The 14,548-nt window shown below is 62.2% G+C and carries 17 protein-coding genes; 11 read left to right on the top strand and 6 right to left on the bottom strand.

The window, feature by feature from the left end:
* The first annotated feature begins 88 nt into the window (after window positions 1-88).
* The 4 genes from AC0L2C_RS25935 (at window position 89) to AC0L2C_RS25920 (ending at window position 2,509) form a co-directional block, all read left to right on the top strand.
* Complete coding sequence (locus AC0L2C_RS25935; RefSeq protein WP_473524740.1) at window positions 89-724, top strand: ankyrin repeat domain-containing protein; 636 nt, start codon at window positions 89-91, stop codon at window positions 722-724.
* 148 nt (window positions 725-872) lie between these two features.
* A complete protein-coding gene (locus AC0L2C_RS25930; RefSeq protein ID WP_023799123.1) occupies window positions 873-1,280 on the top strand; it encodes an ArsR/SmtB family transcription factor in 408 nt (135 codons plus the stop codon).
* Window positions 1,277-1,810: an SRPBCC family protein gene (locus tag AC0L2C_RS25925; protein ID WP_473524739.1), complete on the top strand. Its 534-nt coding sequence runs from the start codon at window positions 1,277-1,279 to the stop codon at window positions 1,808-1,810. Before AC0L2C_RS25930 ends, AC0L2C_RS25925 begins: the two co-directional genes overlap by 4 nt.
* Window positions 1,811-1,921: 111 nt before the next feature.
* The gene (locus AC0L2C_RS25920; RefSeq protein WP_473524795.1) at window positions 1,922-2,509 is read left to right on the top strand and encodes a dihydrofolate reductase family protein; all 588 of its coding nucleotides are present in this window, start codon (window positions 1,922-1,924) and stop codon (window positions 2,507-2,509) included.
* Between the two features lie 69 nt (window positions 2,510-2,578).
* Here AC0L2C_RS25920 and AC0L2C_RS25915 read toward each other — a convergent pair whose 3' ends face one another.
* The 4 genes from AC0L2C_RS25915 to AC0L2C_RS25900 form a co-directional block, all read right to left on the bottom strand.
* Entirely contained in the window at window positions 2,579-3,328 is a 750-nt protein-coding gene (locus AC0L2C_RS25915; protein WP_473524738.1) for a glucose 1-dehydrogenase, read from the bottom strand.
* A 76-nt stretch (window positions 3,329-3,404) separates the two neighbouring features.
* Complete coding sequence (locus tag AC0L2C_RS25910; protein WP_473524737.1) at window positions 3,405-4,409, bottom strand: sugar-binding protein; 1,005 nt, start codon at window positions 4,407-4,409, stop codon at window positions 3,405-3,407.
* Window positions 4,410-4,462: 53 nt separating this feature from the next.
* Window positions 4,463-5,563, bottom strand: a complete 1,101-nt coding sequence (locus tag AC0L2C_RS25905) for an ABC transporter permease (protein WP_473524736.1) — start codon at window positions 5,561-5,563, stop codon at window positions 4,463-4,465.
* A 16-nt stretch (window positions 5,564-5,579) separates the two neighbouring features.
* On the bottom strand, window positions 5,580-6,320 hold the full coding sequence (locus AC0L2C_RS25900) for an ATP-binding cassette domain-containing protein (RefSeq protein WP_023799117.1): 741 nt from the start codon (window positions 6,318-6,320) through the stop codon (window positions 5,580-5,582).
* Window positions 6,321-6,513: 193 nt separating this feature from the next.
* Here AC0L2C_RS25900 and AC0L2C_RS25895 point away from each other — a divergent pair, with 193 nt between their 5' ends.
* The 6 genes from AC0L2C_RS25895 to AC0L2C_RS25870 all read left to right on the top strand — a co-directional run bounded on the left by AC0L2C_RS25895 (window position 6,514) and on the right by AC0L2C_RS25870 (window position 11,790).
* Window positions 6,514-7,965: an FAD-binding oxidoreductase gene (locus AC0L2C_RS25895; protein WP_128246958.1), complete on the top strand. Its 1,452-nt coding sequence runs from the start codon at window positions 6,514-6,516 to the stop codon at window positions 7,963-7,965.
* Window positions 7,966-7,976: 11 nt separating this feature from the next.
* Window positions 7,977-8,705 carry a FadR/GntR family transcriptional regulator gene (locus AC0L2C_RS25890; protein WP_128246959.1) on the top strand — a complete coding sequence of 243 codons (729 nt, stop codon included), beginning with the start codon at window positions 7,977-7,979 and terminating at the stop codon, window positions 8,703-8,705.
* Window positions 8,706-8,707: 2 nt separating this feature from the next.
* Window positions 8,708-9,145, top strand: a complete 438-nt coding sequence (locus tag AC0L2C_RS25885; protein ID WP_473524735.1) for a VOC family protein — start codon at window positions 8,708-8,710, stop codon at window positions 9,143-9,145.
* A 67-nt stretch (window positions 9,146-9,212) separates the two neighbouring features.
* The gene (locus tag AC0L2C_RS25880; protein WP_128246961.1) at window positions 9,213-10,259 is read left to right on the top strand and encodes an ABC transporter substrate-binding protein; all 1,047 of its coding nucleotides are present in this window, start codon (window positions 9,213-9,215) and stop codon (window positions 10,257-10,259) included.
* The gene (locus AC0L2C_RS25875; RefSeq protein ID WP_473524734.1) at window positions 10,259-11,035 is read left to right on the top strand and encodes an ABC transporter ATP-binding protein; all 777 of its coding nucleotides are present in this window, start codon (window positions 10,259-10,261) and stop codon (window positions 11,033-11,035) included. Before AC0L2C_RS25880 ends, AC0L2C_RS25875 begins: the two co-directional genes overlap by 1 nt.
* Window positions 11,032-11,790 carry an ABC transporter permease gene (locus AC0L2C_RS25870; RefSeq protein WP_287180427.1) on the top strand — a complete coding sequence of 253 codons (759 nt, stop codon included), beginning with the start codon at window positions 11,032-11,034 and terminating at the stop codon, window positions 11,788-11,790. The genes AC0L2C_RS25875 and AC0L2C_RS25870 overlap by 4 nt, the downstream gene beginning before the upstream one ends.
* Window positions 11,791-11,890: 100 nt before the next feature.
* Here AC0L2C_RS25870 and AC0L2C_RS25865 read toward each other — a convergent pair whose 3' ends face one another.
* Both AC0L2C_RS25865 and AC0L2C_RS25860 read right to left on the bottom strand, forming a co-directional pair.
* The gene (locus AC0L2C_RS25865; protein ID WP_128246964.1) at window positions 11,891-12,364 is read right to left on the bottom strand and encodes an SRPBCC family protein; all 474 of its coding nucleotides are present in this window, start codon (window positions 12,362-12,364) and stop codon (window positions 11,891-11,893) included.
* A 39-nt stretch (window positions 12,365-12,403) separates the two neighbouring features.
* The gene (locus AC0L2C_RS25860) at window positions 12,404-13,273 is read right to left on the bottom strand and encodes an SDR family oxidoreductase (RefSeq protein WP_091599220.1); all 870 of its coding nucleotides are present in this window, start codon (window positions 13,271-13,273) and stop codon (window positions 12,404-12,406) included.
* A gap of 103 nt (window positions 13,274-13,376) precedes the next feature.
* Between AC0L2C_RS25860 and AC0L2C_RS25855 the strand changes: the two genes are divergently transcribed.
* On the top strand, window positions 13,377-14,267 hold the full coding sequence (locus AC0L2C_RS25855; RefSeq protein ID WP_287238517.1) for a LysR family transcriptional regulator: 891 nt from the start codon (window positions 13,377-13,379) through the stop codon (window positions 14,265-14,267).
* Window positions 14,268-14,548 lie beyond the last annotated feature (281 nt).

The following is a 14,548-nucleotide window of genomic DNA, read 5'->3' as shown; positions in this document are numbered from 1 at the left end:
GCTTTTCGATGGAAGCCGGTCATTCGGTGGATGTCGGCCGAACCGGAACAATGGTATCCTGCAGGGAGCATTCGGGGAGGCGACTGCATTGACCGAGAGCTTGGAAGTCGAAGGGGCGAGAGGTTGGTCGAATCTGCTGATCGCGGCAGAAAGCGGCGATGCGGGGGCCGTTCGAGCGGAATTGGCGGCCGGCGCCAATATCAACGAGGCGGACGGCGGCGGCTGGTCAGCCCTTCATCTCGCAGCCCTCAATGCCCGCACCGCGGCGGTCGAGGCGTTGATCGAACACCCAGCAATCGATGTGAATTCCAGAAACAAATGGAAGAGCACGCCTTTGAGCCTTGCTTCGGCCAAGGGCCACTACTCCTCTATTTTAGCCCTCGTGAAACATCCCGAAATAGAGATTAATGCAAGAGCCGACTACTACGGCAGAACGGCCCTTATTGAAGCAGCAAAGAACGGGCATCTGGATATCGTTAAGTTGCTTGTCGAGAATGGCGCCGACGTGAATCTTACTGACAAGACCGGAAGAAACAACGCGCTTATCGAGGCTATCAAGGGACGGCACCACGAGGTCGCGGGATACCTGCTTGATTCCCGGAAAATGAACTTTCTCAACAAGGATATGAGACTGAACGCCTTGATCTGGGCTGGAAGCTGCCATAACCCTCAACTCATCGAAAAGCTGGAAGTCTCGATTCATACTTTCTTCGAAGGCAAGTGAAGGTCCCGCTTCCGCCGCGGTGACCATGTCCGCGGCTCTTGCACTTGCCGAATGTCTTCGATCGCCGCAGACCGCCTGTGGAACTCCCTTCCAAGATCATTCAACCAATCGGTTGACAATTCGAAAGCGTGCCTCTATATTCAACTACATGGTTGAATTAGAGACACCCCAGATCGACGCGGTTTTTCACGCGCTTGGCGACGCCACCCGCCGGCACATGCTTCGCGACCTCGCCGGCGGCGAGCGAACGGTGAGCCAGTTGGCGGAACCCTTCGCCATGTCGTTGGCGGCCGCCTCCAAACACATCAAGACGCTGGAGAATGCAGGGCTTATTCGTCGCGAGGTGAGGGGCCGCACACATCTGTGCCGCCTCGAACCCGGACCGCTGGCCAGCGCCCACCAATGGCTCGGCTTCTACGAGCGCTTCTGGACCAACCGTCTCGATGTCCTCGAGCGTCTGCTTCGCGAGCAGGACGCACGCAAAGCCCCGGGTGATTCCTGGGCCCAGGATGATTCCAGGAAATCGCCCGCCTCAAAAGAAGGAGACGACCAATGAACCAGATGAAAACCATCGAAGCCTATGGCGAGCTGACCGAGCCCGCGACGTTCACCATCCAGCGGCTTTTGCCCGGCCCGATCGAGCGGGTCTGGGCCTATCTCACCGAGAGCGACCTGCGCCGGCAGTGGATGGCTGCTGGCCAGATGGAAATGAAGGCCGGCAAGTCGTTCGAGTTGATCTGGCGTAACGACGAACTGACCGATCCGCTCGGCCAGCGCCCCGCGGGCTTTCCCGAAGAGCATCGGATGGAGGGCCGGATCACCGAGCTCGATCAACCTTACAAGCTCGCCATTACCTGGGGAAACACCGGCGGGGTTTCCTTCTTGCTGGAGCCGAAGGGCAATGATGTGCTGCTCACCGTCATCCATCGCCGGCTGCCGGAACGCGCAATCCAGCTCAACGTCACCGCCGGCTGGCACATGCACCTCGACATGCTGGCCGCCCGCCTCGCCGGAAAGACGCCGACCTCGTTCTGGGATGGCTGGAGCCGCCTGCGGGCAGAATACGACCGCCGCCTGCCGGCCTGACACGACCGCGTCGGCTGAAGTCACCGCCCAGCCTCCACCGGCATTCGCCCGTGGAGGCTCGCACACCAGCAACGATGAAACGATGAAACGTGCTTGCATTGGGCAAGCCTGATGGAGGAAGTCATGCGCAAATTGATCGCCGGAATGAAGATTTCCGTCGACGGCAAGATGGAGGGACCCGAGGGTTACGCGGAATGGGTCGACGCGTGGTCGGAGGAGTATGGGCTGATGCCGCAAATCGATGCCTGCCTGCTCGGGAGCATCATGTACGCCGGCTACGAGCGCTACTGGAGCGCGATCCAGGATGAGCCGGACAAGCCGTTGCCGATGACCGGCAAATTGCCGACGCCGGCGGAGCTCGAATGGGCCCGCTTTGCCGATCAGACCCCGCACTATGTGCTGTCGAACACGATGACTTCGGCGGCCTGGCCAAAGACGTGCTTCGTCCGGAGCCTCGAAGACATCGCTGCCCTGAAGCAGCAGCCAGGCAAGGATATTTATCTCATGGGCGGTGCGCGAATGACCGCGAGCCTCATCGATGCCGGGCTGGTGGATGAACTACGGCTTATCCTCTATCCACTGCTCGTCGGCGAAGGGAAGGCGCTGTTTGGAGCAACGCAAAATCGTCGCGGGCTTGAACTGCGGAAGGTTCAGCAGCTCACAGATGGGCGCGTGAGCCTGGTCTTTGGAATTGGCTAACTCAGCCGGTCTTCGCAGATTTCGCAGCGCTGCCCGGCTGAAATTTATTCCTGAAAGGCACGTCGCCGGTCAGAGGGAAACCGACAGCCCACCGTCGACGGCCAGCACATGGCCGTTGACGTAGGCGGCAGCGTCTGAGGCGAGAAACACCACGGCTCCGCCGAGTTCCTCAGGCTGGGCCCAGCGGCCCGCCGGGGTTCGTGCCTCGACCCGTTTGGTGAAGGCCTCGTCGCTCATAAGTGCGGTGTTGAGCTCGGTGGCGAAATAGCCGGGGGCGATCGCGTTGACGGTGATGCCGTGGCGGCCCAGTTCAGCGGCGGTCGAGCGTGTCAGCCCGTGCAGGCCCGCCTTTGCCGCCACATAGGCGTGAATGGTGGGACGGCCAAGGATCGCCGCAACCGATCCGGTGTTTATTATGCGCCCGAACTTGTTTGGCAGCATCAGGCGCACCGCGTCGCGCATCAGACGGAAGCAGGCCGAAAGATTGACGGCAATCACATGGTCGAAATCCTCGTCCTGCCATTCGACCAACGGACTTCGATGCTGGATGCCGGCGTTGTTGACCAGAATATCGAGGCGGCCGTGGCGTTCGACAATCCCTTCGAGCGACGCCCTCGAGATCGCCGCGTCGGTGACATCGAACGGCAGGGCTTCGGCACCGATCCTTTCGGCCGCCGCGGACAGCGCCGCCGGATCGCGGGCATTGACGATCACCGTCGCGCCGTTTTCCGCAAGTGCCTTGGCCATGGCGAAGCCGAGGCCACGCGAAGCACCGGTGACCAGCGCGACACGGCCGTTGAGCGAGAACAATTCCGACATTGATATCCCCCAAGAAAAGGGCGGGCTATGAAAAGGGCGGGAGTTTGCTCCCGCCCAATTAACGCTATTTGGAGCACTATTTGGCGATGCAGGTATCCGCTGTCTCCGGGGTGCAAATGTCAAGGCCGGTGTAGGTCGGGTCGGCCGGCGGAGCCTTGCCGTCCTTCATGTCCTTCAGCGCCATCATCGTCTTGTAGCCCATTTCGAAAGGCCGCTGGCCGACCTGGCCAAGCGAGAAACCTTCGTTCATCTGGTCGATCTGCACCGGAAGCGTATCGGCGACGACCAAGGCCAGGGCCTTCGAGGCTATCTTTTCCTTGTACGGCGCGACCGCGGCGCGGTTGGCATCGGGGATGAACTGCGGGAAGCCGCCGGTTGGGATGAACGCATCGAGGTTCGGGTTTTTCGCCATGATGTCCTCGAACTGCTGCACCGAGCGCGGGAAGTCGTCGTCGGTGTAGAGTGGGCAGCCCTCGATTTCGGTCCAGCCGTTCTGTCCGGTCAGGCGGTCGCCGGGTGAGGCCGCCGATTTGGTCCCCGAAAGCGTGTCGCGAATGCCCTGCATGCGCTCATTGTGGTTGGCCGCCGCCGCGCCGCCCGACTGGATACAGATCGTGCCGCCCTTGGGCTTGATCTGCATGGCGAGCTTGGCGAGGTTCGTGCCGATCTCATAATTGTGCGTGCCGATATAGGCGACGCGCAGGTCCTTGTTCTCGGGCAGCAGATCGGAGTCCCAGGTGAGGACCGGAATGCCCGCGTCCTTGGCGGCCTGCAGCGCAACCGCCATCGCCGCAGCGTTCGATGGCGATACGGCGATGCCCTCCACCCTCTTGGCCACGAGATCCTGCACGATCTGTACCTGCTCGTCGCCGCCGCCATGCTCGCCGGGGCCGATATACATGCACTCCAGGGCACCATTCGATTCGGCTTCGGCCTTCTTGCAGCCGTCGCGTGCCTGGTCGAAGAAAGGATTGTTCATGTTCTTCGGCACCAGGGCGAAGGTGTATTTCGCCTCGGCACCGGAAACGGCAAGCACCATGGCGCCAAGCGCGACAGCCGCCGTCAGCAGATGTTTCTTCATGTGAAGTTCTCCTCCTTGGTGTGACGTCCCGCAGGTCTCCCGCCGGCGGGTTTCTAGCGGTGCTTTTTGGGCATCAGGACTGCCAGCGACGCGGCGAGGATCGACTTGCCGCCGGTTTGCATGCCCAAAAGAACCGCAAGAACGATGAAGGCGCCGACGAAGGCACCCTGCCAGTTTGAATCGATGCCGGCCATCAGCAGCGCATTCCTGATCACTTCGAGGAACGCCGAGCCGATGACCGCACCGAAAGCCGTGCCGGCGCCGCCCATCAGGCTGGCGCCGCCAATCACTGTCGCCGCAATGACGCGCAGTTCGTAGCCCTGGCCCATCGCATTGATGGCCGAGCCGTTGTAGCCGAGCAGCAGGAGCGAGGCGATCGAGGCGGTGAAGGCAGAGAAAAGGTAGGCCTGGAATTTTATCCAGTCGACCGGAACGCCGGTGAGCCGTGCCGCCTCCTCATTGCCGCCGATTGCGAACAGATGCCGGGCCCAGGCAGTGAAGTTGAACACGAAGCCGACAATCAGCGCCAGGACCACCATGGTCCAGAATTGCGACGACAGTTCCGGTATCCAGTGCGGCGCCCAGTCCTCGGGTCCATGCCGCGGCCATTTCGCCTGGCCGATCGCCTTCACGATCGGAGCATCGGGCCCGAACTGGTAAAGCATCTGGTTGGCCGAGAAAACCACCGCCAGCGAGCGCGCGACGGACAGCATGCCGAGCGTGACGACAAAGGACGGCATTCCGACATAGGCGACAAAAAATCCGTTGACCGCGCCGCAGGCCAGGCCGGAAAAAAGACCCATGGCGAAAGCGGTGTACCAGGGATAATGCCAGGTGAGGAACAGGCCGGCGACGATGACCACGAGGCCCATGATCGAGCCGACCGACAGATCGATGCCACCGGTGATGATGACGACCGTCATGCCGAGCGCCATGATGCCGAAAGGCGCAAGATTGCGCGTCACATTGGCGACGTTTTCGGAGGTGCCGAAGCTCGGCTCCATCGCTGTCATCAAGATGACCAGCGCGATCAGCGCGATCGTCACCCAGAAGGGCTGACTTGAAATCACGCGTTGGAAAGCTGTCTGTTCCTTGGTCGGGACGAAGTCCGACATGGCCGGCTGGCCGGCTTTCTCGGCTGACTCCTGAACCATAACCGGCTCCTGAACACTATTCGCCACGGATGGCCCCTGTTATCAGTCCTGTGATTTCCTCGGGTGATGTGTTGCCGGTGTCCTTGTCGGCAACCTTGGAACCTCGCCTGAGCACGATGATGCGATCTGCGACGGCAAAAACGTCAGGCATGCGGTGGCTGATCAGCATGACGCCGACGCCCTGCGCTTTCAGGCGCCGGATCAATTCGAGCACTTCCGCCACCTGGCGCACCGAGATGGCGGCGGTCGGCTCGTCCATCAACACCAGCTTGGCGTTTGAAAGCCGGGTTCGCGCAATGGCTACCGCCTGGCGCTGCCCACCGGACATCTTCTTGACCAGATCGCGCGGCCTGGTTTCCGATTTGAGTTCCCTGAACAGCGCTGCCGAGCGGTCGATCATCGCCTGCTTGTCAAGCACTCTGATCGGCCAAAAGCCTTTCTTGATCTCGCGGCCCAGGAAGACGTTCTGCGCCGCCGTCAGATTGTCGGCGAGCGCCAAGTCTTGATAAACGACTTCGATCCCCTTGGCGCGGGCCTGGACAGGTTTATGGAAATGGCAAACCTCGCCGTCCACGACAATTTCGCCGTCGCTCGGCGGGAAATTGCCAGCCACGGTCTTGACCACGGTGGACTTGCCGGCGCCGTTGTCCCCCATCAGACCCACGACTTCGCCTCGCTCCACCTGGAAGCTGACGTCGCTCAGGGCCTGGATGGCCCCGAAATTCTTCGAAACGTGGCGAACCTCAAGCACCGGCATCGCGGTCCTCCCCGGACAACATTTGCCAATCTTGTCCCGGACTTATGCAAGATAGCTAATCAGCGAAATGTATTCGACACAATCCTTATTCGAAGGAGACCGGCATCCGTTGTTGGAGGGGGGCAGGTGGACCCTGGAGCATCGAGAAGAATAGGACTTGCGAAGTTGTAGGATGACCGTATGATCTGACCCGATGATCACGGATCGCCCCTCTCAACGCGAAGCTTCCGGCGCAATTGCTGAGCTGCCTGCGCAGTTGGCGGGTGATGCGCTGATAGACGGCCGGTCGCCCCAGGCGGAGCGCTACCTCATCGATTGGAGCCGCGACAGGCGCGGAAGTTCCCGCTTCATCGTGCGTCCAGGATCGGTGGAAGACGTCCAGGCGTTTGTGAGATGGTGCTCGCAGAGCGGTATCGCCATCGTCGTGCAGGGTGGCAATACCGGACTTGCCGGTGGCGCCATTCCAGACAATTCGGACTACGCAGTGCTGTCGCTTGAGCGTCTCAATCGGATACGCCGCGTCGACCCGCTCGACTTCACGCTGCAAGCGGATGCCGGGGCCGTGCTGCAGGACGTCAAGGACGCCGCTGAAGCATCCGAGATGACCTTCCCGCTCGCGCTTGGCGCACAGGGATCGTGCACGATCGGCGGCAATGTCGCGACCAATGCCGGCGGCATCAATGTGCTGCGCTACGGCATGACGCGTGATCTGGTGCTCGGGCTTGAGACGGTCCTGCCGGACGGGACACTGTGGAGCGGCATGAACGGGCTGCGCAAGGACAATCGCGGCTACAGCCTGAAGCAATTGATGATCGGCTCGGAAGGGACGCTGGGAGTCGTCACCGGCGTCGAGGTAAGGCTCTCGCCCCGGCCGACGCAGGTCGAGACCGCCTATGTCGGACTGGGCAGCTTCCGCCAGGCGTGCGAGCTGTTCCGGACGGCAAGGCATCTCTGCTCTGACCTTCTCAGCGCGTTTGAGGTCATCGGCGAGGAGTGCCTGCCGCTGGTCCACCTCATCGATCCGAACCTGCGCTCGCCGCTGACGCAAGAATGTCCGGTTCATGCGATCGTCGAACTCGCCTGTGGGCCAGGGATAGATGCCGGCGGCCTTCTTGAAATTATGCTGGCGCGCGCCCTCGAGGCCGACCTGATCAGGGACGGCGTCGTCGCGCAAAGCCGCTCGCAGGCTGCCACATTCTGGGCCATCCGTGAGGGCCTGGTCGAGGGGCAGGCGCGGCGCGGCTATCATGTCCGCACCGACCTGTCGGTTCGTCTCAGCCAGGTGCCGACGCTGATCGAGCAAGCACGCGCGTGTGTCTTGCGAGACTGGCCTGGCTGGACATCCCTGACCTATGGCCATGCGGGCGACGGCAACATCCATTTCAACGTGCTGCCTCCCATCGATTGCGACCCCGGCGAAGCGAGGACCGTGGGGCAGGCGGTTTTGACCCGGCTCTACGAGCTGGTCGGAGCGCTCGGCGGCTCGTTCAGCGCCGAGCATGGCGTCGGTCGCAGCCGCAGTCACGTGTTCTGGGCCGGCCTGTCGCAGCGCGAGCGGCAGCTTCATTTCGCGATCAAGGCAGCCTTCGATCCGGCAGGCCTGTTCAATCCGACATGTCTCATTCCTGATCCGGGCGATTTGTAGGGGAAAGCCGCATGAAGCAGCGTTCGTCCATCATCGGCAGCGTGGAGGCGCTTCCGCATCGCGTCGCTTCGCATCTGAGCCGCGAGATCGAGGGCGGCGACATCATCCCGGGAGCCCGGCTCCCCACCGAAAGCCAGCTCGCCGACAAGTTCGGCGTCAGCCGAAATGTTGTCAGGGAAGCGATCGCGCAGCTTCGCGCCGATGGCATGATCGAGGCGCGTCAGGGCGTAGGCGCATTCGTCATGGCGCCGGAACAGCGGACCGCCATCCGGATCGACCGTGAGGCGCTGAAAGACCAGCGCAACATGGAGCAGCTCTTCGAGCTGCGCAGCATCCTGGAGACCGAGTCCGCCACGCTGGCCGCGGCGCGCTGTACATCCGATGATCTTGACGCAATCAAGGCTGCGCTGGACCGCATGGGCGGCGAGGAGCGCTGGGAGGATGGCAGCATCGAGGCCGATCTGCTTTTCCATCGGGCGATCGCCCGGGCGACCGGCAATAGTTACATCTACACCTTCATTTCCTTCGTCTGCGAGCAGATCCGCCAGTCGATCCACTATGCCCGCCTCACCAACCCGCTCCACGACCTGGTCGAGGTCAACGTTGCCGAGCACGTGCGGATCTACGACGCGCTCGCCGCGCATGATCCGCAGGCTGCCGGCGAGGCGATGCGCCGGCACATCGAAGGCGCCGCATCGCGCGTAGGCGTCGAGCTCACCGCCATCAATCGAGGCAAATGACCATGTCGCTCGGGCAGATCAAGGCAATCACCGATATCTGCCTGCTTGTAGAGGATATCGACCGCACCATCGACTTCTACACGCAGAAGCTTGGCTACCGGATCAGACGCCGCGCCGAGGGCTTTGTCGATTTTCATTCCGAGCGCGTGACGCTCGCTGCATGGCAATTGGACCACATCAATCGCCACTGCGGCGTCTCGAATGTCCGCTCACCGAAGCAGGCGCACAAGGCATGCGTCGCCATGGAACTCGAAAGCGCCGGCGAGGTCGACCGGCTCTACGCCGAACTGTCGGACAAGGGCGTGCCGTTCGTCGGGCCGCCCGGCGACTATGTCTGGAACGCGCGCTGCGCCTACTTCCACGATCCCGACGGGACGCTGTGGGAACTCTATGCCTGGACCGGCGCCGGACCGGGCGACTATCACGACACGCAAGTGTGATTGGATCGCGACGGCCTCGCAAGAAGGGCCGCGCCGCATGCAAACAGTCCAACAAAGGAGCAAGAAGATGAGTGGGAACGCATCGCAGTGGAATCGCAGATTGATCCTGAAGGCCGGCGCCGCCGGCCTGGCGGCTTTCGGGCCGGGACTTCAGCTGTTTGGCGCCAGCGCCTCGGCAGCCGCCAAGCTCGTGGTCCAGTATGACTGGCTGATGTCGAACGGCCAGATCGGCGACGTCGCAGCCGTCGCCAATGGCTACTTCAGCGAAGCCGGGCTTGAAGTGGAGTTCAGCCCCGGCGGGCCGAACGCCGCCACCGTGCCGCCGGTGGTGTCCGGTGCCGCCCAGCTCGGCCAATTCTCGGAATCGCCTCAACTCTATGCCGCGCGGGCGAGCGGCGTTCCGGTGAGGATAATCGCCTGCGGCTATCGCACCGGACCCTATGCGCTGACGTCGAAACCGGAGAAGCCGATCCGGTCGGTGGCGGATCTGAAGGGGATGCGGATCGGCACGCAGCCGACCGCGCGCTTCGCCATCGACGCGATGCTCGCGAAGAACAAGATCGACCCTTCCGAGGTCACCATCGTCAATGTCGGGTTCGACAAGGCGCCGTTGGTTCGTGGCGACGTCGATGCGATCGGCGGCTGGATCACCAACACGCAGGCGCTCAGCGTCGTCGGTGACGATCGCATCGATCTGCTGTTGTCGGAGCTCGGCCTGGCGTCCTATGCCAACGTCTACTTCGCGACCGACAGCGCCATCGAATCCGATTCCGCGACCCTGGCGAAATTCATCGGGGCGGTCGCCAAGGGGTGGGGCTGGGTCCACGCCAATCCCGAGCAGGCGGTCGACAAGCTCGTCGCGGCCTATCCCGAGATCGACGCAGGCTGGGAAAAGAAGACGATTTCCCTGGTGCTGAAACTGTCGTTCGACGACAACACGAAAAAGGATGGATGGGGCACCTTCGATCCTGCCTCAATCGAGAGCCAGATCGCGCTGCTTGACCAGATTGGCCAGTATCCAAACGGCAGGCCGAAGGCCGAGGACGTCTATACGACGAAGGTGCTCGAACTCAGTGCGGCTGATCGGCCGAAGCTCGGCGCGCCCGCCTCTTGATGGCCGCGCCGGCCATCGAAACTTCCGGGCTCGACGTCGGCTATCCCGGCCGGCGCTCGCGCGTGACGGTGATCTCCGGTCTCGAACTGACAGTCGAGGCCGGGACATTCCTGTCGATCCTCGGGCCTTCGGGGTGCGGAAAGTCGACGTTTCTGCGGGTTGTCGCCGATCTTCTGGCGCCGCTCGCGGGCACGATACGCGTGATGGGCGAAACGCCGTCGGCGGTGCGCTCCGGCCGGGGCGTGGGTTTTGTCTTCCAGGACTCGACCCTTTTGCCGTGGCGCACGGCGCGCGAGAATGTGCGGCTGCCGATCCAGGTGGGCCGCCGCAGCCTGTCGCGCATGATAGACGACCGCGCCGACGAGCTGCTCGAACTCGTCGGGCTGTCGGCGCTTGGTGAGCGCCTGCCGCATCAGCTTTCCGGCGGACAACGCCAAAGGCTGGCTATCGCCCGGGCGCTGCTTGGCGAGCCACGTCTGCTTCTGATGGACGAGCCGTTTGGCGCGCTTGACGAGATCACCCGCGATCGCCTCAACGACGAACTGCTGAACCTTTGGCGGCGGACCGGAACGACCGTGCTGTTCGTCACGCATTCCATTGCCGAAGCCGTCTATCTCGGGCAGCGCGTGATCGTGCTTGCCGCCCATCCCGGACGGATCGTCGCCGACCACGACCTTCGTCCGCTGAAGGGGCCGGACAACAGATGCTCGCGCGAGGATCCGGCGATCGTCGCGGCAATGGCCAGGATGCGCTCCGCCCTCGGAGCGGCGTCGTGAACCAGGGCGCGCTTTCGCCATTCGCACAGGCTGCGCTGCCGATCCTCGGCGCCGGCTCGCTTATTCTCGCATGGCAATTCCTGCTGCCGCTCGCCGGCGTGCCCGCTTACATCGTTCCGACGCCGACCGCGATAGCGGGCGTGTTTGCCGGGAACGGATCGCTTCTCCTGTCGAACCTCTGGCCGACGGCCATCGAGGCGCTCTCCGGCTTCGTGCTCGGCAACCTCGCCGCAGTGCTGCTGGCGGTCGTCTTCGTTCACAGCCGTACGCTGCAGGCGGCCTATTTTCCGGTCGTGCTGTTCTTCAATACGATCCCGGTGCTGGCGCTGGCCCCGGTCGTCATCCTCATCTTCGGCCTCGGCATGCTGCCCAAGATCGTGATCGCGGCGGTGATCTGTTTCTTCCCAACGCTCATCAACATGATCCGGGGTCTGGAATCGGCGAGCCCCAGCGAGCACGAGCTGTTCCGCGTGCTGTCGGCGACGCGCTGGGAAGTATTCTGGCGCCTGCGCCTGCCGCGCGCGCTGCCAATGCTTTTCGCTTCGCTGCGGATCGCCTCGGCGACCGCGGTGATCGGCGCGATAGTCGGCGAGTGGATCGGCTCCGACAAAGGTCTCGGCGCGCTGATCATCCAGGCGACCTTCAACTACCAGTCCGACCGGCTCTACGCCGCCATCGTGCTCTCATCGCTGTTGTCGATCGGGTTCTTCATGACCGTCGTCGCCGCTGAGCGATGGTCGGTTCGATACCGTTAGAGGCGGCTGAACGCGTCGGCGACGGACGTAGCATCATTTGTTCCCGCGAAGGCAGGGCGCCTCCTTGAGAGCCGCCCTGTTGCTTGTGGTCTGGCGAAGATTAGAGCTTTCCCGCTGCGAGCAGTTCGCGGGTCCGCTTCAGCGTCGACAGCAGGGCGGCCTTGTAGCCGTTTTCGCTGCCGAACTGAGCCTGCTCGGCCTGCTCCTCGCGACCGTTTGGCTCTTTGCCGCGCAAGCCAATGTAGCAGTAGAAGCGAAGCTGCAGTGCGCCTTCTCCATCTTCGAACAGTTCGTTGACAATCGCTCCCTCGCGCGGACCGGATGCCTGGAAGAAGGTGACCTTGCTTTCCGGCTCGAGCGTGACGATTTCGCGCAGGTCGTGGCCACCGATCGTGGCCTCACGCACGAAGTGGGTAGCGCTTTCCTCCACAACGTCGCAACGGGTGCAGAGACCCGTGACAAGGAACAAGCGGGCGTCGCGTGCTTTCAGCTCGAGACCCTTCCACACTTGAGCGCGCGTCAATGGGACTTCGCCTTCCGGGTTCACCGGAACTGTGGCAGTTGAATAAATCATGATGACAGTCCTTGTGATCAGACAGGGGCTGCGCTTCCGTCAGGCGGAGGCAGCGGTTTCCGAGGCGAAGGCTCGATATGGGCGCAGTGGACGTCCGAGCAGGGCAGTCAGGCGCTCGACGTCGCCGGCCCCAGGCAGCATCCCGTCGGTGAAGAAGCGCTCGCCCATCAGACGCATGTCGTAGGCCATCCAGGCGGGCACGAACTGCTTGAGATTTTGCTCAAAATCCTCGGTATTGTCGCCGCCGTAGTTGATCGGGCGGGCGAGCACGTCTGACCAGATGGCGGCGATATCCGCCCCAGTCAGTGTCTCTGGACCGACGAGGTTGATCCAGTCGATCGCAAGCGGCTCTGCGGCCTGTTCACGGCGCAGCAGCTCAAGGGCGGCGATCTCGGCGATATCACGGACGTCGATCATGGCGAGACCCTTGTCGCCGATCGGCATTGTGTAGGTGCCATAGCCGGTGATGACGTCTTTGATCATCAGATCGTTCTGGATGAAGTAAGCTGGGCGCAAGATCGTAGCCTTGAAGTCCATCTGCTCGATCATTCGCTCGACGCCGAATTTGCCAGCGAAATGGGGCACGTTCACGTAGCCGTCAGCGTGGATCACCGACAGATATACGATCCGCTCGATACCGGCCGATCGGGCGACGTTCAGCGCGACCAAAGCTTGGGTGAATTCGTCCGGAACTACGGCGTTCAAAAGGAACAGAGTGGAAACTCCAGACATGGCTTTGCGCAGCGAATCGACATCGAGAAAGTCGCCTTGCACGACGGAGACGCCTGCCGGGAAGTTGGCTTTCGACGGATCGCGGACGAGAGCACGTACATCAGCGCCGCGCTTGACGAGGTGTTCGACGACTTGGCGGCCAATATTGCCTGTGGCCCCGGTAACGAGAATGGTCATGAAATTTCTCCTGTTGGGTTGCTTGACACGGCCAATATGTGTGGCTCACTGAGGGTCCAATAGGCTGAAATTTTAGACGCACCGTCTCGCTGGTGGAACACACATGGATCTTCTTGCCCTCGCCGATTTTAATCTCGTTGCCCGCCACGGTGGTTTCGGCAAAGCGGCAAGGGCCACCGGACGGCCTAAGGCGACCCTGTCCCGGCGCGTTGGAGAATTGGAAAGCAGCCTTGATCTGCGCCTGTTTGAACGGGGTGCGCGTAGCCTGAAGCTCACCGAAGAAGGACGGGCGCTCTTCGAGCGGACAGGGGCGCTGCTTGCCGAACTGGACGAGACGGCTTCGGCGATTGCCTCGGGCGGTCAGAGACCCAGGGGCAGATTACGGATTAGCGCACCTTTGCTTTTTTCTCAGACCGCAATGGGGAGGATTGCTGCGGGGTTTGCCCTTAAATATCCGGAGGTGAGGCTGGAGGTTACGACTGAGGATCGGCCTGTTGACATGATCGAGGAAGGCTACGATCTGGTAATCCGAGTCAATCCAGATCCCGACGAAAGCCTTGTTGGACGGGCGTTTCTCCGCGACCGCCTGGTCGTAGTGGCGAGCCCTGACCTTCCTCGCGCGAGTGGTGGACTCGCCGCTCCTGGCGTCGCGCGCTGGGCGGGCGATCGGCAAACATGGCACGTGAAGACACAAGGTGGCCGGTCAACAATTGCAATCGAGCCTGTCCTCGCTTTGTCGATGCTCGTCATGGTCCGGGATGCGGTGCGAGCCGGCGTCGGTGCAGCACGTCTTCCCATTTCGTTGGTGGCCCACGACTTGGCTGACGGCACGCTGGTACTATGGGGGGATATCGACGGCCCCGAGATCGCTCTATGGGCGCTCTACCCATCTCGGCGGCTACTCAGCGCGCGAGTGTCGGCGTTCTTGAATTTTCTAAAACAGGCCTTCCCAAATGGGACGCCGGACGAACTAGCCGCCTATATTGGCAGGTGATGACCGAACCCGCGTTCGGGCGTAGAAAGTCCTATGCAACAAAAAAACGAAAACTGAGAAGCGCTTTGCCAGCGTCATGGATGAACTCACGTCCCATGCCAGCCTGCTTAGCAAAATGTGCTGGAACTATGGCCTGTCTTCCGATGCACTTTGTCAACAGAACCTAGGGGTGAAAGTCTGACGCTTGGTGCCGGTGGACGGCAAGAACCGACCCGTTGACGACCTTGGGCGTTGCAGACTTGAACCTCCAAATCGAGGTCGGGAACCTGACCTTCAGCGCA

Source organism: Mesorhizobium sp. WSM4845 (assembly GCF_055811455.1).
The sequence above is the reverse complement of the archived record's forward strand: the minus strand, read 5'-3'. Positions and strand labels throughout refer to the sequence as shown.

Excerpts from the sequence above, each read along its gene's own strand:
- AC0L2C_RS25930 (WP_023799123.1), top strand. The coding sequence starts at position 873 with ATGGTTGAATTAGAGACACCCCAGATCGACGCGGTTTTTCACGCGCTT.
- AC0L2C_RS25925 (WP_473524739.1), top strand. The coding sequence starts at position 1,277 with ATGAACCAGATGAAAACCATCGAAGCCTATGGCGAGCTGACCGAGCCC.
- AC0L2C_RS25920 (WP_473524795.1), top strand. The coding sequence starts at position 1,922 with ATGGAGGAAGTCATGCGCAAATTGATCGCCGGAATGAAGATTTCCGTC.
- AC0L2C_RS25915 (WP_473524738.1), bottom strand. The coding sequence starts at position 3,328 with ATGTCGGAATTGTTCTCGCTCAACGGCCGTGTCGCGCTGGTCACCGGT.
- AC0L2C_RS25910 (WP_473524737.1), bottom strand. The coding sequence starts at position 4,409 with ATGAAGAAACATCTGCTGACGGCGGCTGTCGCGCTTGGCGCCATGGTG.
- AC0L2C_RS25905 (WP_473524736.1), bottom strand. The coding sequence starts at position 5,563 with ATGGTTCAGGAGTCAGCCGAGAAAGCCGGCCAGCCGGCCATGTCGGAC.
- AC0L2C_RS25900 (WP_023799117.1), bottom strand. The coding sequence starts at position 6,320 with ATGCCGGTGCTTGAGGTTCGCCACGTTTCGAAGAATTTCGGGGCCATC.
- AC0L2C_RS25895 (WP_128246958.1), top strand. The coding sequence starts at position 6,514 with ATGATCACGGATCGCCCCTCTCAACGCGAAGCTTCCGGCGCAATTGCT.
- AC0L2C_RS25890 (WP_128246959.1), top strand. The coding sequence starts at position 7,977 with ATGAAGCAGCGTTCGTCCATCATCGGCAGCGTGGAGGCGCTTCCGCAT.
- AC0L2C_RS25885 (WP_473524735.1), top strand. The coding sequence starts at position 8,708 with ATGTCGCTCGGGCAGATCAAGGCAATCACCGATATCTGCCTGCTTGTA.
- AC0L2C_RS25880 (WP_128246961.1), top strand. The coding sequence starts at position 9,213 with ATGAGTGGGAACGCATCGCAGTGGAATCGCAGATTGATCCTGAAGGCC.
- AC0L2C_RS25875 (WP_473524734.1), top strand. The coding sequence starts at position 10,259 with ATGGCCGCGCCGGCCATCGAAACTTCCGGGCTCGACGTCGGCTATCCC.
- AC0L2C_RS25865 (WP_128246964.1), bottom strand. The coding sequence starts at position 12,364 with ATGATTTATTCAACTGCCACAGTTCCGGTGAACCCGGAAGGCGAAGTC.
- AC0L2C_RS25860 (WP_091599220.1), bottom strand. The coding sequence starts at position 13,273 with ATGACCATTCTCGTTACCGGGGCCACAGGCAATATTGGCCGCCAAGTC.
- AC0L2C_RS25855 (WP_287238517.1), top strand. The coding sequence starts at position 13,377 with ATGGATCTTCTTGCCCTCGCCGATTTTAATCTCGTTGCCCGCCACGGT.